The following is a 21,363-nucleotide window of genomic DNA, read 5'->3' on the forward strand; positions in this document are numbered from 1 at the left end:
CGGCAGCTCACGCTGCCGGGCTTTTCCGTGGTCTGGACGTCAGGCGCTGCCGGACGTCGTCTCGTCGAGATCCAGGTCGGCCGACGAGGGTTGTGCGGTGCTCGATCCCTGTGTACCGGACGACGTACTCGGGTCCGGCGCGGACACCGTGGTCGTCGGAGCAGGCTGGGTCGTGCCGGTCGAACTATCCGGGCTGGGTGTCCCGGTGCTCGGCGGCACAGACGGGGAGGTTGTCTCCACCGGCGACGTAGGCGCGTTCAGGATCGTCGGATCGACGCTCGGCTCCGGATTCGTCGTGGTTTCGACGGGCGCCGTCGGCTGCGGTGCACCCGGGGTGCTCGGCGGGACCGACGGGACTACCTCGGCTCCCGGACCGGGAGGAAGTGGCGCACCCGGAATGGGGGGAGGAACCGGCAGTGCCGGGATGACACGGTTCATCTCCTCGGTGAGCCGTTGCAGCCAATCGCCGAGTTCGTTGCGTTGGCCCGCATCCCTGACGTCCGACGAGCGGACCTCCGCCGACCGGAGCAGTTCGGTCGCGGCCTCGGTCTCGCCTTCGGCGATCAGTTGCTCGGCCCTCTGCAGGGTCGAACTGGTGTCGATCCTCGCCATGGTCGACTCCGCCTGTTCGCTGAACACAACTTCCTTGACGCCCCAGAGTGCGTCTCCCGGTTCGGCGCTGTACGAGACGGTGGCAGCACCACCGATAGCAGCTGCGATGAGCGCAGCAGCCCCGGCGAGCGGGCGAATGAGCCGAAGCTGGCCCTTGGAACGCGTGGGTGGTTGCGCAGCCAGCGCCTCACGGGCGCCGAGTTCACGGTTGACCGCCGCGACGACCTCGTCGAGATCGGGGCCGGCCGGTAGCGGATCTGCCAGGATCTCCGCTCGCCATCCCGCGAGCATTGTGGCGAGTTCGTACTCCTCGGTCGACTGGGTCTCCACTGGACCGTCGCCGGAGATCGCATCGATGAGGGCGTCATCGCGCCGAACTGCCGCGATGTCCACGGGGGTGCCGTCGTCGGGAAAATCGTCGGATATGCCGTGCCCCGCGCCGCGCCTCCTACCCATTCCTCTCACCTGCTCTCGTCACTTCCTTCTTGAGTTTCGCGATGGCCCGGTGCTGGGCCACACGGATAGCACCTGCAGTACTCCCGAGAGCAGACGCCGTCTCTTCCGCCGACATCCCCATGACCAGTCGCATGATGAGGATCTCCCGTTGTTTCTCGGGCAGCGTGCCGAGCAGATCCTTCATCTGCCGGCTCGCTTCCGAGTTCAACGCGTGTTCCTCGGGACTGTCGTCGAGCGACATCACCTCGGGTACATCGGCTACCGGATCCGCACGGTTACGTGCGGAGTTGCGGTGCGCATCGGCGACCTTGTGTGCGGCAATGCCGTACACGAACGCCATGAAAGGACGCCCCTGATCCTGGTAACGGGGCAACGCCGTCATCACCGCCAGGCACACCTCCTGCGCTACATCGTCTGCCGAAAGCTGTCCGCGCTCGGCAGATCCGACCCGCGCCCGGCAATACCGGACGACGAGAGGCCGAATACTTGCAAGTACTCGAGCGAGAGCAGCCCGATCGCCCTGCGCAGCCGCAGCAACGGCGGAGCCCAACTCCTCACCCATAACAGTCATCGAATGCGCAAGTCCTGGCGTTACAAGTGGCACGGTCCCCCAACCGGGCGTGCTTCCACCTGGCAGTGGAACTCCTCCAGAGTAACGACACCTCATGACCAACCATCGGGTGCGGGCACCGAACTAGGGCCGGATCGTTGCGAAGTGGCCACCACCACGCGCCACGGCCGTGGCGCATTCGTTACGCACACGCTCGACATCGGCACCCGCACCCAGCCCGACGAGCAACATCGATGCCGCCCACCGCAGCGGAACCAACCCGTGGACGGCAGCCCGATCACACACGTCGGCCGCAAGCTCGAGGGCCGGAGTCAGGTCGGCAGTATCGGTGAGCGCAGCAGCCCGGAGAAGGTCGGACTTCACTTGGTGGCGCACCGACCCGAACGTTTCGGAGTCTGCGGCACCACGGGCCGCGAACACACGCGCGGTCTCGAAGTCGCCGGACGCCAGGGCCGTTTCCGCCGTGACCCACGACAACCGGATCCGCTGACGCAACAACCTGTCTTTCCCCTGCAGCCCGTCACAGCCCGGCCGAGCCCCGGCGAGGATCTCGGAGCAGCGCTCGAGCAGCCGGCGTGCCTGTGCGAGCCGCCCGCGACCGAGCGCGTCGGCCGCCAGGCCGGTCAGCGCGTCGCAGCGCGCCTCGGCGAGTCGCGCTCCCCGGTCCGAGCTGCGGGCACCGGCGGCCATTCCTGCGACTGCGGCCAACGCGCGACCGTCATGCACTGCCGCAGCGCGGTGCCATCCGAGTTGCCGCAGCAACGATGCCCGAGTGCTCTCGGCGAGCGACGCCCACACCCCGCGTGAGCCCGACCGAGTCACCAGTGCCAGTTCTGCGCGGGCGGCACTGTATCGGCCCTGACCGCCGAGTGCGACCGCACGCAACCAGTGCTCTTCGAGCACAGAGACTGTCCCTGAAGGTATGTGGGCGGGGCTCCCGCCGAAGGCGGCTGCACGCAACGACAACGCGGCGCCGCACGGAGGTGCCGTGCCGATTTCGGATTCCGAGTTGCTGAGGATCGACATACGGAGAATCATTGCACCGACGCTGCAAAGTCTCCCATTCCTCGGATTCCAGCATTTCGCACCGAGAGCGCAACAATTCCCAAACAATGGATACGGACGACTTTTCCAGTCCCGAAATCGACATCCAGTTGAACAAAACGTGAATTACATACATATTGCATGTACGTTTACGGGCGGTAATTCGAGGGGTCACGCGTCGGATATCGCCGGATATCACAGCCCATCGGACTCCGCATTTCGTATATAAGGGCAGCTCAGATGCCCTGCACGTCCGACACTTCGTCACGGTCACAACCGTGCGGCCCCCTCGTGCGGCCACACGGCAATCATGGTCGCCGACCAATGTAAATATTTCCGACGTTAATTCTTTCCGCTTTCGTTATGGACTTCGCCACTGATCGAAGGCATTGACGAATAATCGATAACACTTTTACGGTAAGGAGGCCGGACATTATTCGGATCCGGCTCGGAGGGACATCTTTCCGAACGATGGTCCGCTCGCCTGTTCAGGTGAGCACGCTGCGAAGGAGTGCACATGCCCGCACCTCACACCCTGCCCGGTCCGAACGCTGATCTCTGGGACTGGCAGATGCATGGTAAGTGCCGGGGCGCGGACTCCTCCGTTTTCTTCCACCCGGACGGCGAGCGTGGACGCGCCCGCAGCCAACGTGAGAACCGTGCCAAGGAGCTGTGCCAGAGCTGCCCCGTCCTCATCCAGTGCCGCGAGCACGCCCTCCGTGTCGCGGAGCCGTACGGCATTTGGGGCGGGATGTCGGAGAGCGAACGCGAGTTGTACACGCGACACCATCGCCGCAAGGTTGCGGTATGACCGCCGCCCGGGCCGACGCTCCCTCGCGCCCGCTGCGGGGCTGACAGCCGGTACCTGGATGGGCGGCACCGAGACACAGAGAAGCCCCGCACGGAGAAGTCCGTGCGGGGCTTCGCGCATCGTGCCCCTCAGCGTCTACCCGAGGAGCCCGACCTACTTAGTGGGCGTGCCCGTGCCCGTGCCCATCGTCCTCGACCGGCTCGGGCTTCTCCACGACCGCACTCTCCGTGGTCAGGATCATCCGTGCCACGGAAGCAGCGTTGACGACCGCGGAACGGGTCACCTTCACCGGGTCGACGACACCCTCGGCGATCAGGTCGCCGTAGGTGAGCGTGGCCGCGTTGAAGCCGTGGTCCGCGGGCGCCTCGGAAACCTTGTTCACCACGACAGCGCCGTCGAGCCCGGCGTTCGAGGCGATCCAGTACAGCGGCGCGGTGAGGGCGGTGCGCAGGACAGCGACACCGGTGGCCTCGTCGCCGGACAACGAGCCCTCGAGCTCGGCAAGCGCCAGCGACGCCTGCACGAGTGCAGAACCACCGCCGGGCACGATGCCCTCCTCGACGGCCGCCTTCGCAGCGTTGACAGCATCCTCGACGCGGAACTTGCGTTCCTTCAGGTCGGTCTCGGTGGCAGCGCCGACCTGGATGACGGCGATTCCACCCGCGAGCTTGGCGAGCCGCTCCTCGAGCTTCTCCCGATCCCAATCGGAATCGGTGTTCTCGATCTCGCGACGCAGCTGAGCTGCGCGGTTCTCGATATCCTCGGCCGAGCCGGCACCGTCGACAATCGTCGTGTTGTCCTTCGTCACCACAATGCGACGGGCCGAGCCGAGCAGATCGAGTCCGGCTTCCTTCAAAGACAAACCGATGTCGGAGTTGATCACGGTACCGGCGGTCACGACCGCGAGGTCGTCGAGGAACGCCTTGCGACGGTCGCCGAAGAACGGGGCCTTCACCGCGACTGCCTTGAGGGTCTTGCGGATCGAGTTGATCACCAGGGTCGAGAGCGGCTCCCCCTCGATGTCCTCGGCGATGAGCAGGACCGGCTTACCCGATTCGGCGATCTTCTCGAGCAACGGCAGGAAGTCGGGCAGCGAACTGATCTTCTCGCGGTACAGCAGCACGAGGGCATCCTCGAGGACTGCCTCCTGCGCGTCGACGTCGGTGATGAAGTACGGCGACAGGTAGCCCTTGTCGAACTGGACGCCTTCCGTGACGACGAGATCGGTGCTCAGGGTCGAGGATTCCTCGACCGTGACCACACCGTTCTCACCGACGACGGTGAGCGCTTCGCCCACCATCTCGCCGATCTCCGCGTCACGCGAGGACACCGTGGCAACCTGAGCAATCGCCTTCTTTCCCTCGACGGGGGTCGCGGCAGCGAGAAGCGCCTCGACGACCTTCTCGGCGCCCTTCGAGATACCCACGCCGAGCGAGATGGGGTTGGCACCCGCGGCAACGTTCTTCAGGCCGGCCTTGACGAGCGCCTGCGCGAGGACAGTCGCAGTGGTCGTGCCGTCGCCTGCGACGTCGTTGGTCTTGGTGGCGACGCTCTTGACGAGCTGAGCGCCGAGGTTCTCGAACGGATCCTCCAGCTCGATCTCGCGGGCGATGCTCACGCCGTCGTTGGTCACCGTGGGGCCGCCGAACGCCTTGGCGAGCACCACATGCCGCCCACGGGGGCCGAGGGTTACCTTGACGGCGTCGGCGAGCTGGTCGACACCGCGCTCGAGAGCACGGCGCGCGGTTTCGTTGAACTCGATTTGCTTGGACATGTTCTCCGACTACTCCTGGGTTCGGATGATCCCCAACGGATTCCGCCCCGGGTCCGTTACGGAACTCCGGGGCGGAACTGTTGCGGCCTACTTTGCGACGACAGCCAGAACGTCGCGGGCCGAGAGGATCAGGTACTCCTCGCCGGCGTACTTGATCTCGGTTCCGCCGTACTTGCTGTAGATGACGACGTCGCCTTCCTTGACATCCAGCGGGATGCGCTTGTCGCCATCTTCGTCCCAGCGGCCGGGACCGACGGCGACGACGGTGCCCTCCTGGGGCTTTTCCTTTGCCGTATCAGGAATGACCAGGCCGGAGGCAGTCGTCGTCTCGGCCTCGTTGGCCTGGACGAGGATCTTGTCCTCGAGCGGCTTGATGTTCACGCTCGCCACGATGCGCCCTCCACTTTCAGGGGTATTTGGGTCCGAGGCTCTCGTCGTCCTCGAACTCGGTTTTGTTCAGTCACCAGAGTGACTCCTCGCGTAGTCCCGTCGTCGCGGGTGCCGGGTCGACGCTCGGTGTCACTAGCACTCTATACACGCGAGTGCCAGCGCTCAAGGGCTGCGGGTGCTGACACGCGGAAAGCGAACAGGACTGCCCGCATGTTACGGTTCAATAACGGAAACCGAGAGTGTGACCATTCGGTGACCGCGACGGCGAGCGACCCTGGCCGCGACGGTCACCAGTCACGCACGAGAGGTGAACAATGCCAACGTCGCTAGGGATCTCCGTCGGCGCCTCCGGCGTCGGCGCCGCCCTGCTCGTCGACACTGCCACCGGGCTCACGTCCGAGTACCGCAGGCTGGCGGTCGATTCCGGCCACCACCGTGATGTCGGCGATCTGGTCTTCGATGCAATCTCATTGATGACCACTCAGGTCGTGGATCAGCCGATCCCCGACGCCGTCACTGTCGCCTACCGCACCGAAGAGCAAGCAGACGCCATCCGCACCGCTGCGGAGCGCCGCGGAAAGCTCGTACGACTCGTTCCCGAGACCACCGCCCTTCTCGCGTACCTCCGCACCGTCGGAGTGCGCAGCGAGGCCGGCTCGATCGCCATCGCCGACATGGGCGCGTCCGGCACCACCATCTCGGTCCTCGATCAGGAAACCGGCACGGTACTGCGATCTGCGCGCACGGAGGACATCAGCGGCAATGCGGTCGGCACCGTGATCTACGACCACGTCCACCGCGCCACCAACCGCATGCGAACGCGCATGCAGGTCGATCCCGCACTGTTGAAAGCACGCTGCCAGGGCGCCCAGGAAGTACTCACCACCTCCGAGCGCACCCGGATCGACATTGCCGAAGCCGGGCCCGATGCGTCGGTCACCCTGACGCGCGCCGATCTCGCGGCACTCGCCACCGAACTCTCCGACACCGCCGCCGCGTTCACCCGCCAGGTCACGACCCAGTCGTTGCCGCGGCCGCATATGCTTGCCCTCGTCGGCGGCACCGCGGCCGTTCCGGCGCTGGCCACCGCTGTCACCGACAGTTTCGACGGCCACGTCATCACCGTGCCGGAACCGGCGTCCGCGGCCGCCCAGGGCGCTGCGCACCTGTCCGGCTCCGCGCACTTCGGCGGTTACGACGTCGTCGGCTCCGCGACCGCATCCTCCACATCGGCCGGAGCACGCATGTCCGGCGCTGTGGCCGCGGCACTCGTGCTCGCCGCGGTCGTCGCAGGACTCGCGACCGACAAGTTCACCGACCGGTCCGCCAGCACACCGGTGTCTCCCGCTGGAACCAACGGTGTCGTCGTGACCGAAGAACCGTCGCAGCAGACCTACCCGAGGGAGACCGACATTCCGTCGTCCGATCCCGACCCGTCGCTGTCACCGACACAGACCACCGACGGCGACCTCGACGGAGCGCCACTTCCGACACCACCTCCGTCCACCGTTCCTCGGACGGATATCCCGGTGTCGAGCGACAACCCCACGGCCACCCCGACCCCGATCGATCAGGTGCAGACGCTCGAAGCGGCACCCGACGAAACCACCGACAGATGGCATTCGACGACGTCGCCGCGACCGACCCCCACGGACCCGACCGACCCCGCAGTCACAACGGACCCCACGAGTCCGACAGATCCCACGAAACCGACCGACCCCACGGACCCGACGGAACCCACAACCCCCACCGACCCCACCGACCCCACCGACCCCACGGACCCGACGGAACCCACAGACCCTACAACCCCGACCGACCCCACAGACACAACCGAGCCGGAACCGGGCATCACACCTGAGCCGTCCACCCCAGCGCTGACCACGTCACCCGAACTGAACTCGCCGACGGCGACCATCGAGGAGCGATCGGCGACCGAGAGCAGCACCAGCGAGGATCCGGCAACCTCGGACACCCCGACTTCGGATACCTCCGCTTCGGATGCCCCGACGACGACCGGCTAGGAGTCGTCGCCCTGTCGGCCGAGAATCAGGCCGACACCTGCGCCACCGACACCGACAGTCCTGGATCCGTCCCCACGGACAGGGCAGACGGGGTCGCTCCACCCGCGATGAGATGCGCGCCCAGAGCTGCGATCATCACGCCGTTGTCGGTGCACAACCGCGGACGGGGCACGCGCAGGGCCATGCCTGCTTCCGCGCAGCGCTCCTCGGCGAGCTCACGCAACCGCGTGTTCGCTGTCGCACCCCCGCCGAGCACCAGCGTGTCGACACCGACGTCACGAGCCGCTCGCACCGCCTTCATCGTGAGTACGTCGGCCACGGCCTCCTGGAAGCCGGCAGCGACATCAGCGACGGGCACGGCCTCGCCGGCGCGTTCCTTCGCTTCGACGAACCGCGCCACGGCCGTCTTGAGCCCGGAGAACGAGAAGTCGTTGCGGGCATCTCGCGGACCGGTCATACCGCGAGGGAACACCACAGCGGTCCGGTCTCCTTCTCTTGCGAGTCGATCGACTTCCGGGCCCCCGGGATAACCGAGTCCGAGCAGTCGCGCGACCTTGTCGAATGCTTCCCCCGCCGCATCGTCGACGGTGGTGCCGAGTTCGACGATCGGCTTGCTGAGGTCCTGGACGTGCAACAGATGGGTGTGTCCGCCCGAGACCAGCAGCGCGACACACGGCGGCATCGGTCCGTGTTCGAGTGTGTCCACGGCGACGTGACCGGCTAGGTGGTTGATCGCATAGAAGGGGACGTTCCACGCTGCTGCATAGGCCTTGGCTGCGGCAACTCCGACGAGGAGCGCACCCGCCAAACCGGGACCGATCGTGACGCATACCGCGTCGGGCTTGGCGATACCGGCCGAGGCGAGGGCCCGCTGCATCGTGGGCACCATCGCCTCCAAGTGTGCGCGGGATGCGATCTCCGGCACCACACCACCGAAGCGGGCGTGCTCGTCGACGCTGGAGGCCACCTCGTCGGCGAGAAGCTCGAGGGTGCCATCACCGACGAAACGGACGATACCGACGCCCGTTTCGTCGCACGAGCTCTCGATCCCCATCACAATAGGTCCGGTCACTGTCGTGGCTCCTCTCGCCGATCGGGGCGACGCATGGTGAATGCATCGGCCCCACTGGGCTGGTAGTAACGCTTCCTCATCCCCACGACCTCGAAACCCTCACGCCGATACAACGCGATCGCCGCGTCGTTGTCGGTGCGGACCTCGAGGAACACCGGACCACCCCACCGATCCGCGACACGCAACAGTTCGGTCAGCAGGGCCTTACCGATCCCGCGCCGCCGCGCGCCGGGGTCGACACCGATCGTGTGCACTTCGGACTCCGGTTCGATTCCGGTGCCGAGTCGTGCGAGTCCGGCGTAACCGAGAAGTGTCCCCGACTCGTCCCGTGCAGCAACGTAGTGGTTGTGAGGCGCGGCGAGTTCTGAACGGAACGCCTCGGCGCTCCACGGGTCGTCTCCGGGAAACAGCACGGTTTCGAGTTCTGCACATCGGTCCACGTCGTCGCCGCGGAGTGCGTCGATGAGCGGCGTGCTCATGCGCGACGGTCCGCTGTCGCGACGGCGTCGGGGCGTCGCAGGTACAACGGCACCAGCGGCTCCGGAGTAGCTCCCGCGCGCAGATCTGCCGAGACCGCGGCGACCAGACCTGCGGGTGATGGCGAGTACACGGGCGCCGCGGGAAGTTCGAACAGGGCGGCATGCTGGGCCGACCCCGCGACCCGTTGCGAGGGCGCCGACGGCACGTCCGCGGGCTTGCGGACATCGGGCCCCTCGACACGACGCCGGGATCCGTCGTACCGAGCGAAGTACACCTCACGACGCCGGGCGTCTGTGACCACGAGCAGATCGCCGCCGTCGGGTGCTTCACCGTGCACGTCCTGCGCGATCGCATCGAGGCTGCAGACACCATGGACCGGAACCCCGAGGGCGTCGCCGAATGCCGCGGCGGTGACCATGCCGACGCGCAGTCCGGTGAACGGCCCCGGTCCGACACCCACGACGATCGCGTCGAGGTCGGCCGGTACGCATCCGGACTCGTCGAAGCACTCGAGGATCTGCGGGGTGAGGATCTCTGCGTGGGCCCGGGGATTGTCGGTCAGACGCACGGCAACCGTGGAGATGTGGGCTGCGTCTCCCCCACTGCCGAGTCGGACGAGACCCGAGGTCACGACGGGTGTTGAGGTATCGACGGCGAGCACAAGCACGATTCACCAGGATACCCGGTTCGCAGTCCTGCCAGGACCTCAGCGCCGGTCAGTCGACCCAGGCCCATTCCGCCCGGCGCACATCGGACTCGGGATCACGACGCAATCGCACCCGCAGGTGCCGGTCGGTGAGCTTCTCGACGAGCCCTCCGCCCCACTCGACCACGACGACGGCCGCACCGAGGTCGGTGTCGAGGTCCAGTGCATCGAGTTCGTCGAGGGCGTTCGGGCCGTCGCCCAGTCGGTACGCATCGACATGGACCAGACCCACCGGTGGCGCACCTTCACGCGGCCCCGGCCGGTGTTCGCGGGCGATCACGAACGTCGGCGACGTCACACGGCCCTGCACCCCGAGGCCGGCTGCGAGCCCCCTCGTCAACGCGGTCTTGCCTGCCCCGAGTGGGCCGTCGAGTACTACGAGGTCACCGGCGCGGAGGTCTCGGGCCAGTCGGCGCCCGAACGCCTCGGTGTCCTCGACGGTCGGCAATTCGATGTGGCGTGCGGAGTCAGACAATTGCGGCTCGCCTCGTCGAGATGTCATGTGCGAAGCCTCGCTGGATCAGCCGGTCGATCGCGCGGTTGACGACCTCCGGGAACTCGAATTGCACGAGATGTCCACCGCCGCGGACCCGCTTGAGTTCGGCACCGGGGAGCGCCTCGGCGAGTTTCTCGGAGCTAGCGAACGGGATCACCATGTCGGCGTCGCCACAGAGCACGAGCGACGGCACCGAACCCAGCACGGACAGCGCAGCGGATTCGTCGTGTAGTTCGAGGGTGCGCAGGAAGTTCACGATTGTCACCACCGAGGTCTCGTCGAGCATCCGATCGGACAACTCGACGAGGCGCGGACTGACCACTGTCCCGTACGACGCCGCGCGCAGTATCGGCGTGACGACCGCACGCGCCATACCGCGTGCCGCCTGCACGAATCCGGGCGCGGTACGCGCGGCATATCGGAACGCGTCGATGACGGGGTTCTCGAGGTTCCGGCCGAGCCCGGTCCGGTTGAGACCCGCCGCGGTGGTCGCAAGCAGCCCCGCACCCACGATCCGGGACTCGAACAGATCGGGGCGCTGCGACGCGAGCGCGATCGTCGTCATGCCGCCCATCGAATGGCCGATCACCACGACCGGCCCGCCGGGGGTCGTCTCGTCGATGACCCGGCCGAGGTCGCGTCCGAGTTGAGCGATGGTGCACGACTTGGGGTCGGGCATACCGGATTCACCGTGGCCGCGCTGGTCGTAGAACACCATCCGGACGTCCTCGCCCCACCGCTCGAGCACGTGCCGATACTGCAGATGCCACGACTGCATGCGCAAGCAATAGCCGTGAACGAAGACGACGGTCAGCGGAGCACGTGACGATCCGGATTCACGCACGACGAGAGGGACGCCGTCATCTGTCATGACGATCCGCTTCGGCAGACGGAGAACGGCGTCGAAGTCCTCATCCCGATACAGCTCGTGCGCAGGCATGCCGGCGCTCCGCACGGCGTACAGCCCCGCGGATGATGCGAGCGTCACCAGGCTCGCGCCCAACAGACCCATTCGACCCATCAGCGTCATCGCAACTCGCCTCCTTCGCCACCTACATACGTGCGGACGGTTCGGCCACCGATCCCGGTCACGATCTCGTAGTTGATCGTGTCCAGGAGCTCGGCCCAGTCCTGGGCACCCGGTTCTCCGAGACGTCCGTCACCGAAGAACAACGCTTCGTCGCCCTCCTGTACTCCCCCGCCGTCCGGGCCGAGGTCGACGACGACCTGGTCCATGCACACCCGGCCCAGTTGGGGACGTCGGCGTCCGCCGAGCAGAACGTCGATTCGGCCACTGAGATTGCGTCGGATCCCGTCGGCATACCCCATCGGCAGAAGCGCCACGGTCGTGTCGGCAGGGGCGATCCAGCGGTGCCCGTAGGACACCCCCGCACCTGCCGAGACCTTCTTCACGAGCGCCACCCTTGTTCGCAGTGTCATCACCGGCCGGAACCCGAAATCGCCTTGCTCGGGGATCGGCGTCAGCCCGTACATCGCAATCCCGGGCCGAACCATGTCGAATCGCAGGTCAGGACGGGTGACGGTGGCTGCAGAATTCGCCAGATGAACAACTTCCGGAGGCAGTGACGCACGCCGCAGGTCATCGGCTGCCTGGTGGAGCCTGTCGCGTTGTGAATCGATCTCGGGGTGGCCGAGTTCGTCGCCGTGGGCGAGGTGTGAGAACAATCCGCGGAGCCGCACCGCTCCGGCCGCCTGCGCGCGGGCGACGTCCCGCACGAATTCTGGCCATTCGTCGCGTGCCACACCGTTGCGGTTGAGTCCGGTGTCGACCTTGGCCGTGATGACGGCGGTTTCACCGATGCTCTCCGCCGCGGCGACGATGGCCGCGAGGTGCCGCGACGACGACACACCGAGTTCGATTCCGGCTGCGATCGCGGGCGCGTAATCGGCATCGACCGTGTGCAACCACGACAGCACCGGCGCATCGATTCCGGCAGCGCGCAGCTCGAGCCCCTCCGCGAGCGTGGTGACACCCAGTTCACGGGCGCCTGCCGCGAGCGCGGCGCGGGCGACAGGGACGGCACCGTGGTTGTAGGCGTCGGCCTTGACCACCGCCATGACCGCGGCGTCCCCTGCGTAGTCCCGAAGGCGCCTGACGTTGTGTACGACCGCGTCCAGATCGATGATCGCTTCCGCTTGGGGAAGCGATCGGCGGCCGGTGGACGGTGTGCGTTGCAGGGCGGTCACATGTATTGATCCTGCCACCGAGGCGATCGGTGCCGTCGGGGAGCCCGGGTGTGTCCGATTACGATTCGGATGCGTGGGTCCGCAGAATCCGCACCGCGGCGCGGAGATAGTCGGCAATGCTGCTCGCCGATACCGGTGCGGTTCCGGAACTCTCGCCGCCCTCACCGCGCGCTGCGAGATTCGCGGCAAGTGCGTGCGCGCGTGCTCCCGCAGCCGCAGCCAGGTCGATCGGCATTCCCGACGACATCAACGCTCCCACGATCCCGGCCAGGAGGTCTCCAGCGCCCGCAGTCGACGCCCACGACCCGCCTGCGTCGTTGACGAACGTATGCCCGTCGGGTCGGGCTATGAGCGTCGCGCGGCCCTTGAGCAGCACGTGCACCTGCCATTGGGCGGCGAGTCGCCGCGCGGCCACGACCCGGTTCGGATGCGGGTCGCTGCCGGTGAGCCGCGCGAACTCCCCGGCGTGCGGGGTCAGCAGTGTCGGCGCGGATCGACCCCGCACGAGTGACGGATTGCGCGCGAGGATCGTCAGGCCGTCGGCGTCGACGAGTACCGGCAGATCGGTCGCCAGAACGTCGCGCAGCGTCTTCTCCGCCTGCACGTCGGTGCCACCGCCCGGCCCGACCACCCATGCTTGCGCCCGGGCCGCAGCGTCGAATGTCGGGGCCGCGACGACCTCCGGAAAGCGGGCGAGCACCTCCGCTGCCGCGCTACCGACGTAGCGCACCATTCCGGAGGTCGCGGCCACCGCCGCTCCCGTGCACAGCACCCCTGCTCCCGGATACTGCGCGCTGCCTGCCACGATGCCGACCACGCCCTGGCTGTACTTGTCGTCGTCGGGCCCGGGCACCGGCCAGATCGCGCCCAGCTCGGCAGGCTCCGCCGACACCAGGTCGGCGGGCGGGAGATCGAGACCGATGTCGATCAGTTCGACGCGACCGCATCGGGCAGGCGCGAGGACATGCACGGGTTTCCGGGCGCCGAACGTCACCGTGAGAGCCGCGGTCACTGCCGGACCGTCGACCACGCCGGTATCCGGGTCGACACCGCTCGGGGTGTCGATCGCGACGATCGGCGCGGTGATCGCGTCGACGAGAGCGGCTGCTGCCGGGCGCAGCGAACCGCGGCCGGAGATTCCGACGATGCCGTCCAGCACGAGGTCGGGATCACCGAGATGCTCGGGTATCGCCGATGCGGTGCGGCCCCCGACGGCTTGCAGCGCTGAGAGCCCCCCGGGATGCGTGCGATCCGGGGCGAGCAACACTGCTGTCACCGCGACCCCGCGCCGACGCAGGAACGCTCCGGCCCACAGCGCGTCGCCGCCGTTGTCACCGGAACCCACGAGCAAGGTCACCGTCCGGCCCGCGACGGCGCCCGTGCGCGTGTGGAGCTCCTCGGCCACAATGCGCGCGAGCCCGTATGCCGCTCGGCGCATCAGCGTGCCCACGGGCAGGGACGCCAGGAGCGGCGCTTCTGCGGCGCGGATCTGCTCACACTGGTAGTAGCTGCGCATCGGGGCTCCCGGTCGCTCGGCCTGTGCTGCTTTCGTGGCTCTGTGGTGCTCTATCCCACAGTGACGGATCTATTCCACAGTGACGGACTTGGCGAGGTTACGGGGCTTGTCCACGTCGTAACCACGAGACTGCGCGACCTCCGCCGCGAACACCTGCAACGGCACCGTCGACAACAACGGCTGAAGCAACGACGGCGACGCCGGGATCTCCACGAGGTGATCCGCGAACGGACGCACCGTCTCGTCACCCTCCTCCGCGATCACCACGGTCACCGCGCCACGGGCCTGGATCTCCCGAATGTTGCTGAGCAACTTGCTGTGCAGAACGGCACGCCCCTTGGGTGAGGGCATGACGACGATGACGGGCAACCCGTCCTCGATCAACGCGATCGGCCCGTGCTTGAGCTCACCGGCAGCGAAACCCTCCGCGTGCATGTACGCCAGCTCTTTGAGCTTGAGCGCACCCTCGAGCGCCACCGGATACCCCACATGCCGACCCAGGAACAGCACCGCAGGCGACGCCGCCAACTCCCGCGCCAACTCCCGCACCGGCTCCATCCCCAGCAGCAACTGCTCGATCTTCGCGGGCATCGCCTCGAGATCCTGATACTCGCGCGCCACCTCATCGGGATACTTGGTACCCCGCGCCTGCGCCAACGCCAACCCCACCAGCAGGTTCGCCGCCATCTGCGCCAGGAACGCCTTCGTCGACGCCACCCCGATCTCCGGACCGGTCCGCGTGTACAACACCGCATCCGCCTCACGCGGGATCTGCGCGCCGTTGGTATTGCACACCGCCAGCACCCGCGCCTTCTGATCCTTCGCGTGCCGCACTGCTTCGAGCGTGTCCGCGGTCTCCCCCGACTGCGAGATCGCCACGACCAGCGTCGACCGGTCCAGCACCGGATCCCGGTATCGGAACTCCGAAGCCAGCTCCACCTCCACCGGCAGCCGCGTCCAATGCTCGATCGCGTACTTCGCGACCAGACCCGAGTGATACGAGCTGCCACACGCGACGACGAACACCTTGTCGATGTCGCGCAGTTCCTGATCCGACAGACGCTGCTCGTCGAGCACGATCCGGCCGTCGACGAAATGCCCGCGCAACGTGTCGGCGACCGCGGTGGGCTGCTCCTCGATCTCCTTGAGCATGAAGTAGTCGTGGCCGCCCTTCTCCGCGGCCGCGAGATCCCAGTCGATCGTGAACGGCTGCGTCGGCACATCGGTGTTGCCGTCGAAGTCGGTGACCTCGTACGAGTCCTTCGTGATCACCACGACCTGGTCCTGGCCCAGCTCGACGGCGTTGCGGGTGAACTCGATGAACGCCGCCACATCCGAGGCGATGAACATCTCTCCGTCCCCGACACCGACGACCAGCGGCGTCGAGCGGCGGGCCGCGATGACCGTCCCGGGATGATCGGCATGCACGAACACCAGCGTGAATGCGCCCTCGAGGCGGCGAAGCACACTGCGGGCACTCTCCACGAAATCACCGGCCGTGGGTCCCTCGGCGTAGGCGCGGGCCATCAGATGTACCGCGACCTCGGTGTCGGTGTCCGATTCGAGTTCGACATCGGCCGCTTCGAGTTCGGCGCGGAGCGGCGCGAAGTTCTCGATGATGCCGTTGTGGACCACCGCGATCCGGCCGCTGGCATCGCGATGCGGATGCGCGTTGCGGTCGGTGGGGCGACCGTGCGTCGCCCACCTCGTGTGCCCCATTCCGGCCGTGCCGGCGAAGCGGTCCTCACCGATCTCGGCGAGTTCCGCTTCGAGGTTCACGAGCCGACCGGCCTTACGTTCGACAGCGAGCCCACCGGCGCCGTCGAGGACGGCGATACCGGCCGAGTCGTACCCTCGGTACTCCATCCGCCGAAGGGCTTCCACCACGACGTCGAGGGCACGGCGGTGCCCGACATACCCCACGATTCCGCACATGGTTAGCAGGGTACTTGGCACGCTCGGCTCATCGATAACGCGCTGGTGACCAGGTGGCGAGCGCTACACAGGACAACTGCGGCACGCCCATCCCGATCACCGCACCCGTCTCCCACATCGATCGGCTAACGTTCTCGCCGTGGCGGCGAACCCGAAATCCCTGGCTCGGCAACTCTCGAAGCGCGGCCCTCACACGGTGCTGCGCGGCGACCTCGCGCTCGCCGGTCTCCCCGGCATCGTCTACACCCCAGCGGAGGGCTTCAACCTTCCTGCGGTGGCGTTCGGTCACGGCTGGCTGACCGGGATCAGCAAGTATTCGGGGCTGCTCGAGCACCTCGCGTCCTGGGGGATCGTTGCTGCAGCGCCCGGCACCGAACGCGGGCCTGTCCCCTCCTCCATCGGATTCGCCACCGATCTGCTGACCACCCTCGATATCTGTACCGGTGTCCGCCTGGGCACCGGTCGCATCAGCGTGCACCCGCGCCGGCTGGCCCTCGTCGGGCACGGCCTCGGCGCCGGTGCCGCGATCCTGGGTGCGGCGCAACGCAGGGTAGGCGCTGTCGCGGCGCTCTACCCCGCCCCCACCACCCCGTCCGCAGCCGACGCCGCAGCTCGCGTCGAGGTACCCGGGCTGGTGCTCGTCGGAGAGAAGAGTTTCGGATCGATGAACAGCGACGCGGTGTCGGTGGCCCAGAAGTGGGGTGACGGGGACGTACAACTGCGAATCGTCGACGGCGCCGACGACCAAGGGCTCGTCGAAGGCCGCCGCCTGCTCGGCGCACTCGGGTTCGGTGGCGCAGAGCGGAAGACACAGGAACGCACCCGGGCACTGCTGACCGGATTCCTCCTGGATCGACTCACCGACGACAAGACCTACGCGGCATTCGCCGATCCCACCACCGAGATCCCCGGCTCCACCGTGATCACGGATCCCTCTCTGGTCGAGCAGGATCTCGGCAGCCGGATCAACAAGCTGCTCAGCAGCTAGGCGCCGCGAGTCACAGCGGACCGGCCTCGGCCAGCACGACTCCGTCTCCGTCGTCCCTGGGCCTCCCTGCGTCGCCCGGGTCGGTGGTCGCTGCGCCCGCGGTCGCTCCCGAACGACGGTCGGCTCCGCGGCCCCCGGCGGGTGCCTGAGCGACTACCGGGCCGGACGGTGGCCCCGCATCCTCCGACGGCGCGCTCTCCGCGGGCAGTATCACGGGCGAATCGGTCCCCGAGGGCGCACGCGCCGAAGGTACGGGCTCCGAGGGTGTGGCCGCCGGAGGAGAAGCAGGGGCGGGCTCTCGCGAATCCGGCACGAACCCGGTCGGTGCCGCCGGGACCGGCGACTCCGGGACCGATTGAGGCGCCACCGGTTGAGGTGCGAGCGGTGGGGGTGCGACTTCTTCGACACTCGGCCGGAAGATCCCGGACGTGACGGCCTCTGTGAAGGCTGTCGCTCCCTCCGCCGCTGTCGTCGCCAGATCGGCCACCGCCCCGGTCAGATCCGCGACGGCCTCGACGAGATCTCGCCCGGCGCCGACGAGATCGGCCGTTGCTCGCAGGACGTCGTCCTGTCCGCCGGCGGTGTCGGTCGTGCCGCGGGAACCACTACCGGGCTGCCTCACCGACTCGGGTGCCGATGTCGGTGCGTCCAGCAGGTCGAACGCCCGGGCAACCGCGGCGAGGTGGTCGTCGACCGCGGCGTCGGCGATATCGCACACCTCGATGAACCGATCGATTCGTGCCCTGATCGTCGGTGCGAACACCTCGTGCAGCCATCGCGCGCACCACGCGGCGACGCCGTCAGGACCTGCCGCGGGCGTGCCGGCTTCCGCGCACCACAGCGCCACCTGCTCGGCGGTGGGGCCGTCGGTGTCGCCGCGCGCGCCCGCAATGATCGCGTCGATGTCCTCGGGGGTCCGGCCGTCGACCGACATGTCCGCGAACCGTCCGATCGCAGACGACTTCTCGTTGACCGCTCGGGTAATTCCGTCGACGGCACCTGCACATGCCCGGGCCAGCGCATGCACCGACTCGTACAGCATCGCACCGCGCTGCACGGCTCGATCCAGATCGTCGCGGGCAAGGTCACCGGCATCACCGCGCCACGCGGAACGCATTGCGCGTACCCCGTCCGTCTGTTCCTCGACTCGACCCTCCAGATCGGCCACGAGTCGGGTCAGCACCGCCGCGTCGTCCGCGAGTACCGACACGTCGAGCCCGATCTGCTCGTCGTAGCGTCCGCGCAAACCGTCGACGGTGACCCGCCCGGCAATGCCTACCCGGTGGGCACGCGGAAGGTATGCGGCGAAGAAGTCCAATCCGCGTGCACCGGCATCGAGCAGCTCGGCCAGACCTACGCGCGAACTCACCGAGCGAGTTCTGTCCGGGTGTCGCGCAGTGCGTCGAGTGTGGCCTGCTCCTGGTCGTGGTAACCGCGCGCTGCTTCTGCGGCTGCGTCGGAATACCGGTTGGTCGCCGCAGTCCACTCGCCGAGGGCACGCCGCAGGCGGCGGTACCCGTCTTCGACGGCGACCCCGCGCGATCGATACGTCTCCCCGGAGCACCCCGGGCCGAACTCCAGGGCGCCGAGGGCACGGCGGCATGCCCGGTCCGCGGCCACCGCGGAGCCGGTCACCGCGGACGCGACCGTCCGGACCGCTGCGCCGTCGAAATACAGTTCGGATCGTGGCTCCACGTCCGCTCCTTCACGTGTCGGTCGACACCGTCACAGAGTTGGACGCACCGCCGGACGATCCGGTTCCCCTTCGACGAAAAGAATCGATCCGCCCGTGGACGGCGATCATTCAGATGCCGGCGACGACCTTGGCGAGGCGATCGGCAACCGCCTGTGCGTGAGTGTCCTCCGACGCTTCGACCATGACTCGCACGAGCTGTTCGGTGCCGGACGGGCGGAGCAGCACTCGCCCGGCGTCGCCGAGTTCCCGTTCGGCTTCCGCCACAGCATCCGCGACCGCGCGGTCCGCAGCGACCGCTACTTTGTCGGATACAGGGACGTTGACGAGGACCTGTGGGAGTGATCGCATGACCGCGGCCAGGTCTGCCAGTGACGTTCCGGTCGCTGCGATCCGTTCCATCAACCGCAGGCCGGTCAGGACGCCGTCACCGGTCGTGCCGTGCGCGGGGAAGACGATGTGCCCGGATTGCTCGCCTCCGAGGGAGAAGCCGCCGCGACGCAGTTCCTCGAGCACGTACCGGTCGCCGACACCGACGGTCACGACCTCGATGCCGGACTCACGCATCGCCAGGTGCAGGCCCAGATTGCTCATGACGGTCGCGACGAGAGTGTTCTCCCGCAGCTCGCCGCGGTCTCGCATGCTCAGTGCAAGCACCGCCATGATCGCGTCTCCGTCGACGACCGCGCCGGACGCATCGACAGCGAGGCAGCGGTCCGCATCGCCGTCGTGTCCGAGCCCGAGGTCGGCACCGTGCTCGACCACGGCCTTCCGCAGGGAATCGAGGTGTGTGGACCCGCAGCCGTCGTTGATGTTGAGGCCGTCCGGCTCGGCGCTCACCGCGATCACGGTGGCGCCTGCGGCGGCGTAGGCGGCGGGACCGACGTGCGACGCGGCGCCGTGCGCGCAGTCGACCACGACCGTGACACCGTCGAGCGACACGCTCGTCGCGCTCGCGAGGTGCGCCAGATAGCGGTCTGCAGCGGCGGCGGCAGTCCGCACCCTGCCCACTCCGGCCCCGGTCGGACGCGCCGGAGTCACTCCGTCGTGCAGTGCCGCCTCGATCCGGTCCTCGGCGGCATCGTCGAGCTTGTGACCGCCCGCGGCGAAGATCTTGATTCCGTTGTCCGGCATGGGGTTGTGTGACGCCGAGATCATCACGCCGAGATCCGCGGCGTACTCACCGGTGAGGTATGCGACTGCCGGTGTCGGCAGTACGCCGACAGCCACGACGTCGACACCCGCCGCGGCGAGTCCCGCAGTAACGGCGGCTTCGAGCATCTCGCCGCTGGCACGCGGATCGCGACCCACCACTGCGACCGGACGACGCCCCTCACCGCCGGGCGCCAGCACGGTCGCCGCCGCGCCGGCGAGTTGCATCGCCAATTCCACAGTCAGTCCGCCGTTCGCCGTACCGCGAACCCCGTCCGTGCCGAACAACCGGGCCATACACACGTCCTTCACGTCGAGTCTTCGAAGACAGGCCCCCCACGAGCACTGTCACCGGAATCAGAATGCACGAAAGCAGGCGCCGGTAGTGATTCTCTACCGACGCCTGCTCTCGTGGTCGAACAGATGCCGAGGCCGACAGGGTCAGCGTCGGCAACACATCAGCGCTTGGAGTACTGAGGTGCCTTACGGGCCTTCTTGAGGCCGTACTTCTTACGCTCGGTCGCACGCGGGTCACGCGTGAGGAAGCCGGCGCGCTTGAGCGACGGACGATCCTCGGGGGTGACCTCGATCAGCGCACGCGCGATGGCGAGACGCAGAGCGCCGGCCTGGCCGGACGGTCCGCCGCCGTGCAGACGCGCGTGGATGTCGAACGACTCGCCGCGCTCGACGGTTACCAGCGGCGACTTCACGAGCTGCTGGTGCACCTTGTTCGGGAAGTAGTCCTCGATGGTGCGGCCGTTGAGCACGAACTTGCCGCTGCCTGGCACGAGGCGGACGCGAGCGACTGCCTCCTTACGGCGACCGACGGTCTGGATCGGGCGATCGAACACGATCGGCTCGACAGGTGCCTCGACGAACTCCTCGGCAACCTCCTCGACCACGTATTCGTCCGCGGCAACCTCGACGTTGTCGGCGTACTCTTCGGGGTTCACGTTCTGCTCCTCCGGCGCCGTCACTGGGCCACCTGCTTGATCTCGAACGGCACCGGCTGCTGCGCGGCGTGGGGGTGGTTCGGGCCCGCGTACACCTTCAGCTTCTTGGCGATGGCGCGGCCGAGCTTGTTCTTCGGGAGCATGCCGGTGACGGCCTTCTCCACGAGGCGGTCGGGGTTCTTCTCGAGAACCTCGCCCACCGAACGAGCGCGGAGACCACCCGGGTGACCGGAGTGGCTGTAGAGGAACTTGCCCTCGCGCTTGTTGCCGGAGATGGCAACCTTGTCGGCGTTGATGATGACGACGAAGTCACCACCGTCGACATGCGGGGCAAAGGTGGGCTTGTGCTTGCCGCGGAGCAGGTTCGCTGCCTGCACCGCGAGGCGGCCGAGCACCACGTCGGTGGCGTCGATGACGTGCCACTGATGGGTCACGTCGCCGGCTTTCGGTGTGTACGTAGACACAGATCTTCCTCGTCTATCGTT

At 67.6% G+C, this 21,363-nt stretch carries 21 protein-coding genes; 3 read left to right on the plus strand and 18 right to left on the minus strand.

Annotated features, from left to right (window positions below; genetic code table 11):
• Positions 1 to 39: 39 nt before the first annotated feature.
• From EV641_RS05355 to EV641_RS05365, 3 genes are all read right to left on the minus strand, one after another.
• Positions 40 to 1,068: an anti-sigma-D factor RsdA gene (locus EV641_RS05355; protein ID WP_132471038.1), complete on the minus strand. Its 1,029-nt coding sequence runs from the start codon at positions 1,066 to 1,068 to the stop codon at positions 40 to 42.
• On the minus strand, positions 1,061 to 1,639 hold the full coding sequence (locus tag EV641_RS05360) for a sigma-70 family RNA polymerase sigma factor (protein WP_132471039.1): 579 nt from the start codon (positions 1,637 to 1,639) through the stop codon (positions 1,061 to 1,063). Before EV641_RS05360 ends, EV641_RS05355 begins: the two co-directional genes overlap by 8 nt.
• A 123-nt stretch (positions 1,640 to 1,762) precedes the next feature.
• The gene (locus EV641_RS05365) at positions 1,763 to 2,665 is read right to left on the minus strand and encodes a hypothetical protein (RefSeq protein ID WP_132471040.1); all 903 of its coding nucleotides are present in this window, start codon (positions 2,663 to 2,665) and stop codon (positions 1,763 to 1,765) included.
• Between the two features lie 535 nt (positions 2,666 to 3,200).
• Between EV641_RS05365 and EV641_RS05370 the strand changes: the two genes are divergently transcribed.
• Entirely contained in the window at positions 3,201 to 3,494 is a 294-nt protein-coding gene (locus EV641_RS05370) for a WhiB family transcriptional regulator (RefSeq protein ID WP_054719026.1), read from the plus strand.
• Positions 3,495 to 3,651: 157 nt separating this feature from the next.
• Here EV641_RS05370 and groL read toward each other — a convergent pair whose 3' ends face one another.
• Positions 3,652 to 5,268: a chaperonin GroEL gene (gene groL, locus EV641_RS05375; protein WP_132471041.1), complete on the minus strand. Its 1,617-nt coding sequence runs from the start codon at positions 5,266 to 5,268 to the stop codon at positions 3,652 to 3,654.
• An 87-nt stretch (positions 5,269 to 5,355) separates the two neighbouring features.
• Positions 5,356 to 5,658: a co-chaperone GroES gene (groES, locus tag EV641_RS05380; protein ID WP_006550071.1), complete on the minus strand. Its 303-nt coding sequence runs from the start codon at positions 5,656 to 5,658 to the stop codon at positions 5,356 to 5,358.
• 314 nt (positions 5,659 to 5,972) lie between these two features.
• Between groES and EV641_RS29395 the strand changes: the two genes are divergently transcribed.
• Positions 5,973 to 7,679: an Hsp70 family protein gene (locus EV641_RS29395; protein ID WP_132471042.1), complete on the plus strand. Its 1,707-nt coding sequence runs from the start codon at positions 5,973 to 5,975 to the stop codon at positions 7,677 to 7,679.
• Positions 7,680 to 7,704: 25 nt separating this feature from the next.
• Here the strand turns inward: EV641_RS29395 and tsaD are convergent, their stop codons facing one another.
• The 8 genes from tsaD to glmS form a co-directional block, all read right to left on the minus strand.
• A complete protein-coding gene (gene tsaD, locus EV641_RS05390) occupies positions 7,705 to 8,733 on the minus strand; it encodes a tRNA (adenosine(37)-N6)-threonylcarbamoyltransferase complex transferase subunit TsaD (protein ID WP_054720541.1) in 1,029 nt (342 codons plus the stop codon).
• Positions 8,734 to 8,747: 14 nt separating this feature from the next.
• The gene (gene rimI / locus EV641_RS05395) at positions 8,748 to 9,230 is read right to left on the minus strand and encodes a ribosomal protein S18-alanine N-acetyltransferase (RefSeq protein ID WP_054720539.1); all 483 of its coding nucleotides are present in this window, start codon (positions 9,228 to 9,230) and stop codon (positions 8,748 to 8,750) included.
• Positions 9,227 to 9,898, minus strand: coding sequence for a tRNA (adenosine(37)-N6)-threonylcarbamoyltransferase complex dimerization subunit type 1 TsaB (gene tsaB / locus EV641_RS05400; RefSeq protein WP_132471043.1), 672 nt, complete (start codon positions 9,896 to 9,898; stop codon positions 9,227 to 9,229). The genes rimI and tsaB overlap by 4 nt, the downstream gene beginning before the upstream one ends.
• Positions 9,899 to 9,947: 49 nt before the next feature.
• On the minus strand, positions 9,948 to 10,439 hold the full coding sequence (gene tsaE / locus EV641_RS05405) for a tRNA (adenosine(37)-N6)-threonylcarbamoyltransferase complex ATPase subunit type 1 TsaE (RefSeq protein WP_132471044.1): 492 nt from the start codon (positions 10,437 to 10,439) through the stop codon (positions 9,948 to 9,950).
• Positions 10,405 to 11,463 carry an alpha/beta hydrolase gene (locus EV641_RS05410; RefSeq protein WP_132471045.1) on the minus strand — a complete coding sequence of 353 codons (1,059 nt, stop codon included), beginning with the start codon at positions 11,461 to 11,463 and terminating at the stop codon, positions 10,405 to 10,407. Before EV641_RS05410 ends, tsaE begins: the two co-directional genes overlap by 35 nt.
• Complete coding sequence (gene alr, locus EV641_RS05415; protein WP_241996870.1) at positions 11,460 to 12,632, minus strand: alanine racemase; 1,173 nt, start codon at positions 12,630 to 12,632, stop codon at positions 11,460 to 11,462. Before alr ends, EV641_RS05410 begins: the two co-directional genes overlap by 4 nt.
• A gap of 67 nt (positions 12,633 to 12,699) precedes the next feature.
• Entirely contained in the window at positions 12,700 to 14,157 is a 1,458-nt protein-coding gene (locus EV641_RS05420; protein ID WP_132471047.1) for an NAD(P)H-hydrate dehydratase, read from the minus strand.
• Between the two features lie 69 nt (positions 14,158 to 14,226).
• Complete coding sequence (glmS, locus tag EV641_RS05425; protein ID WP_132471048.1) at positions 14,227 to 16,092, minus strand: glutamine--fructose-6-phosphate transaminase (isomerizing); 1,866 nt, start codon at positions 16,090 to 16,092, stop codon at positions 14,227 to 14,229.
• Between the two features lie 139 nt (positions 16,093 to 16,231).
• Between glmS and EV641_RS05430 the strand changes: the two genes are divergently transcribed.
• Positions 16,232 to 17,080, plus strand: coding sequence for a hypothetical protein (locus EV641_RS05430; protein ID WP_132471049.1), 849 nt, complete (start codon positions 16,232 to 16,234; stop codon positions 17,078 to 17,080).
• Positions 17,081 to 17,090: 10 nt separating this feature from the next.
• Here the strand turns inward: EV641_RS05430 and EV641_RS05435 are convergent, their stop codons facing one another.
• The 5 genes from EV641_RS05435 to rplM form a co-directional block, all read right to left on the minus strand.
• Positions 17,091 to 18,449: a hypothetical protein gene (locus tag EV641_RS05435; protein ID WP_132471050.1), complete on the minus strand. Its 1,359-nt coding sequence runs from the start codon at positions 18,447 to 18,449 to the stop codon at positions 17,091 to 17,093.
• The gene (locus EV641_RS05440; RefSeq protein ID WP_132471051.1) at positions 18,446 to 18,775 is read right to left on the minus strand and encodes a hypothetical protein; all 330 of its coding nucleotides are present in this window, start codon (positions 18,773 to 18,775) and stop codon (positions 18,446 to 18,448) included. The genes EV641_RS05435 and EV641_RS05440 overlap by 4 nt, the downstream gene beginning before the upstream one ends.
• Before the next feature lie 109 nt (positions 18,776 to 18,884).
• Complete coding sequence (glmM, locus tag EV641_RS05445) at positions 18,885 to 20,222, minus strand: phosphoglucosamine mutase (protein ID WP_132471052.1); 1,338 nt, start codon at positions 20,220 to 20,222, stop codon at positions 18,885 to 18,887.
• 161 nt (positions 20,223 to 20,383) lie between these two features.
• Positions 20,384 to 20,902, minus strand: coding sequence for a 30S ribosomal protein S9 (gene rpsI / locus EV641_RS05450; RefSeq protein WP_132471053.1), 519 nt, complete (start codon positions 20,900 to 20,902; stop codon positions 20,384 to 20,386).
• The gene (gene rplM, locus EV641_RS05455) at positions 20,899 to 21,342 is read right to left on the minus strand and encodes a 50S ribosomal protein L13 (protein WP_054714919.1); all 444 of its coding nucleotides are present in this window, start codon (positions 21,340 to 21,342) and stop codon (positions 20,899 to 20,901) included. The genes rpsI and rplM overlap by 4 nt, the downstream gene beginning before the upstream one ends.
• Positions 21,343 to 21,363 lie beyond the last annotated feature (21 nt).

This window comes from Rhodococcus sp. SMB37 (genome assembly GCF_004345605.1).
GTDB lineage: Bacteria > Actinomycetota > Actinomycetes > Mycobacteriales > Mycobacteriaceae > Rhodococcus.

Bases quoted from the DNA above. Each gene is read 5' to 3' on its own strand.
- EV641_RS05355 (WP_132471038.1), bottom strand. From the start codon at position 1,068: ATGGGTAGGAGGCGCGGCGCGGGGCACGGCATATCCGACGATTTTCCC.
- EV641_RS05360 (WP_132471039.1), bottom strand. From the start codon at position 1,639: ATGACTGTTATGGGTGAGGAGTTGGGCTCCGCCGTTGCTGCGGCTGCG.
- EV641_RS05365 (WP_132471040.1), bottom strand. From the start codon at position 2,665: ATGTCGATCCTCAGCAACTCGGAATCCGAAATCGGCACGGCACCTCCG.
- EV641_RS05370 (WP_054719026.1), top strand. From the start codon at position 3,201: ATGCCCGCACCTCACACCCTGCCCGGTCCGAACGCTGATCTCTGGGAC.
- groL (WP_132471041.1), bottom strand. From the start codon at position 5,268: ATGTCCAAGCAAATCGAGTTCAACGAAACCGCGCGCCGTGCTCTCGAG.
- EV641_RS29395 (WP_132471042.1), top strand. From the start codon at position 5,973: ATGCCAACGTCGCTAGGGATCTCCGTCGGCGCCTCCGGCGTCGGCGCC.
- tsaD (WP_054720541.1), bottom strand. From the start codon at position 8,733: ATGGGGATCGAGAGCTCGTGCGACGAAACGGGCGTCGGTATCGTCCGT.
- rimI (WP_054720539.1), bottom strand. From the start codon at position 9,230: ATGAGCACGCCGCTCATCGACGCACTCCGCGGCGACGACGTGGACCGA.
- tsaE (WP_132471044.1), bottom strand. From the start codon at position 10,439: ATGACATCTCGACGAGGCGAGCCGCAATTGTCTGACTCCGCACGCCAC.
- EV641_RS05410 (WP_132471045.1), bottom strand. From the start codon at position 11,463: ATGACGCTGATGGGTCGAATGGGTCTGTTGGGCGCGAGCCTGGTGACG.
- EV641_RS05420 (WP_132471047.1), bottom strand. From the start codon at position 14,157: ATGCGCAGCTACTACCAGTGTGAGCAGATCCGCGCCGCAGAAGCGCCG.
- glmS (WP_132471048.1), bottom strand. From the start codon at position 16,092: ATGTGCGGAATCGTGGGGTATGTCGGGCACCGCCGTGCCCTCGACGTC.
- glmM (WP_132471052.1), bottom strand. From the start codon at position 20,222: ATGGCCCGGTTGTTCGGCACGGACGGGGTTCGCGGTACGGCGAACGGC.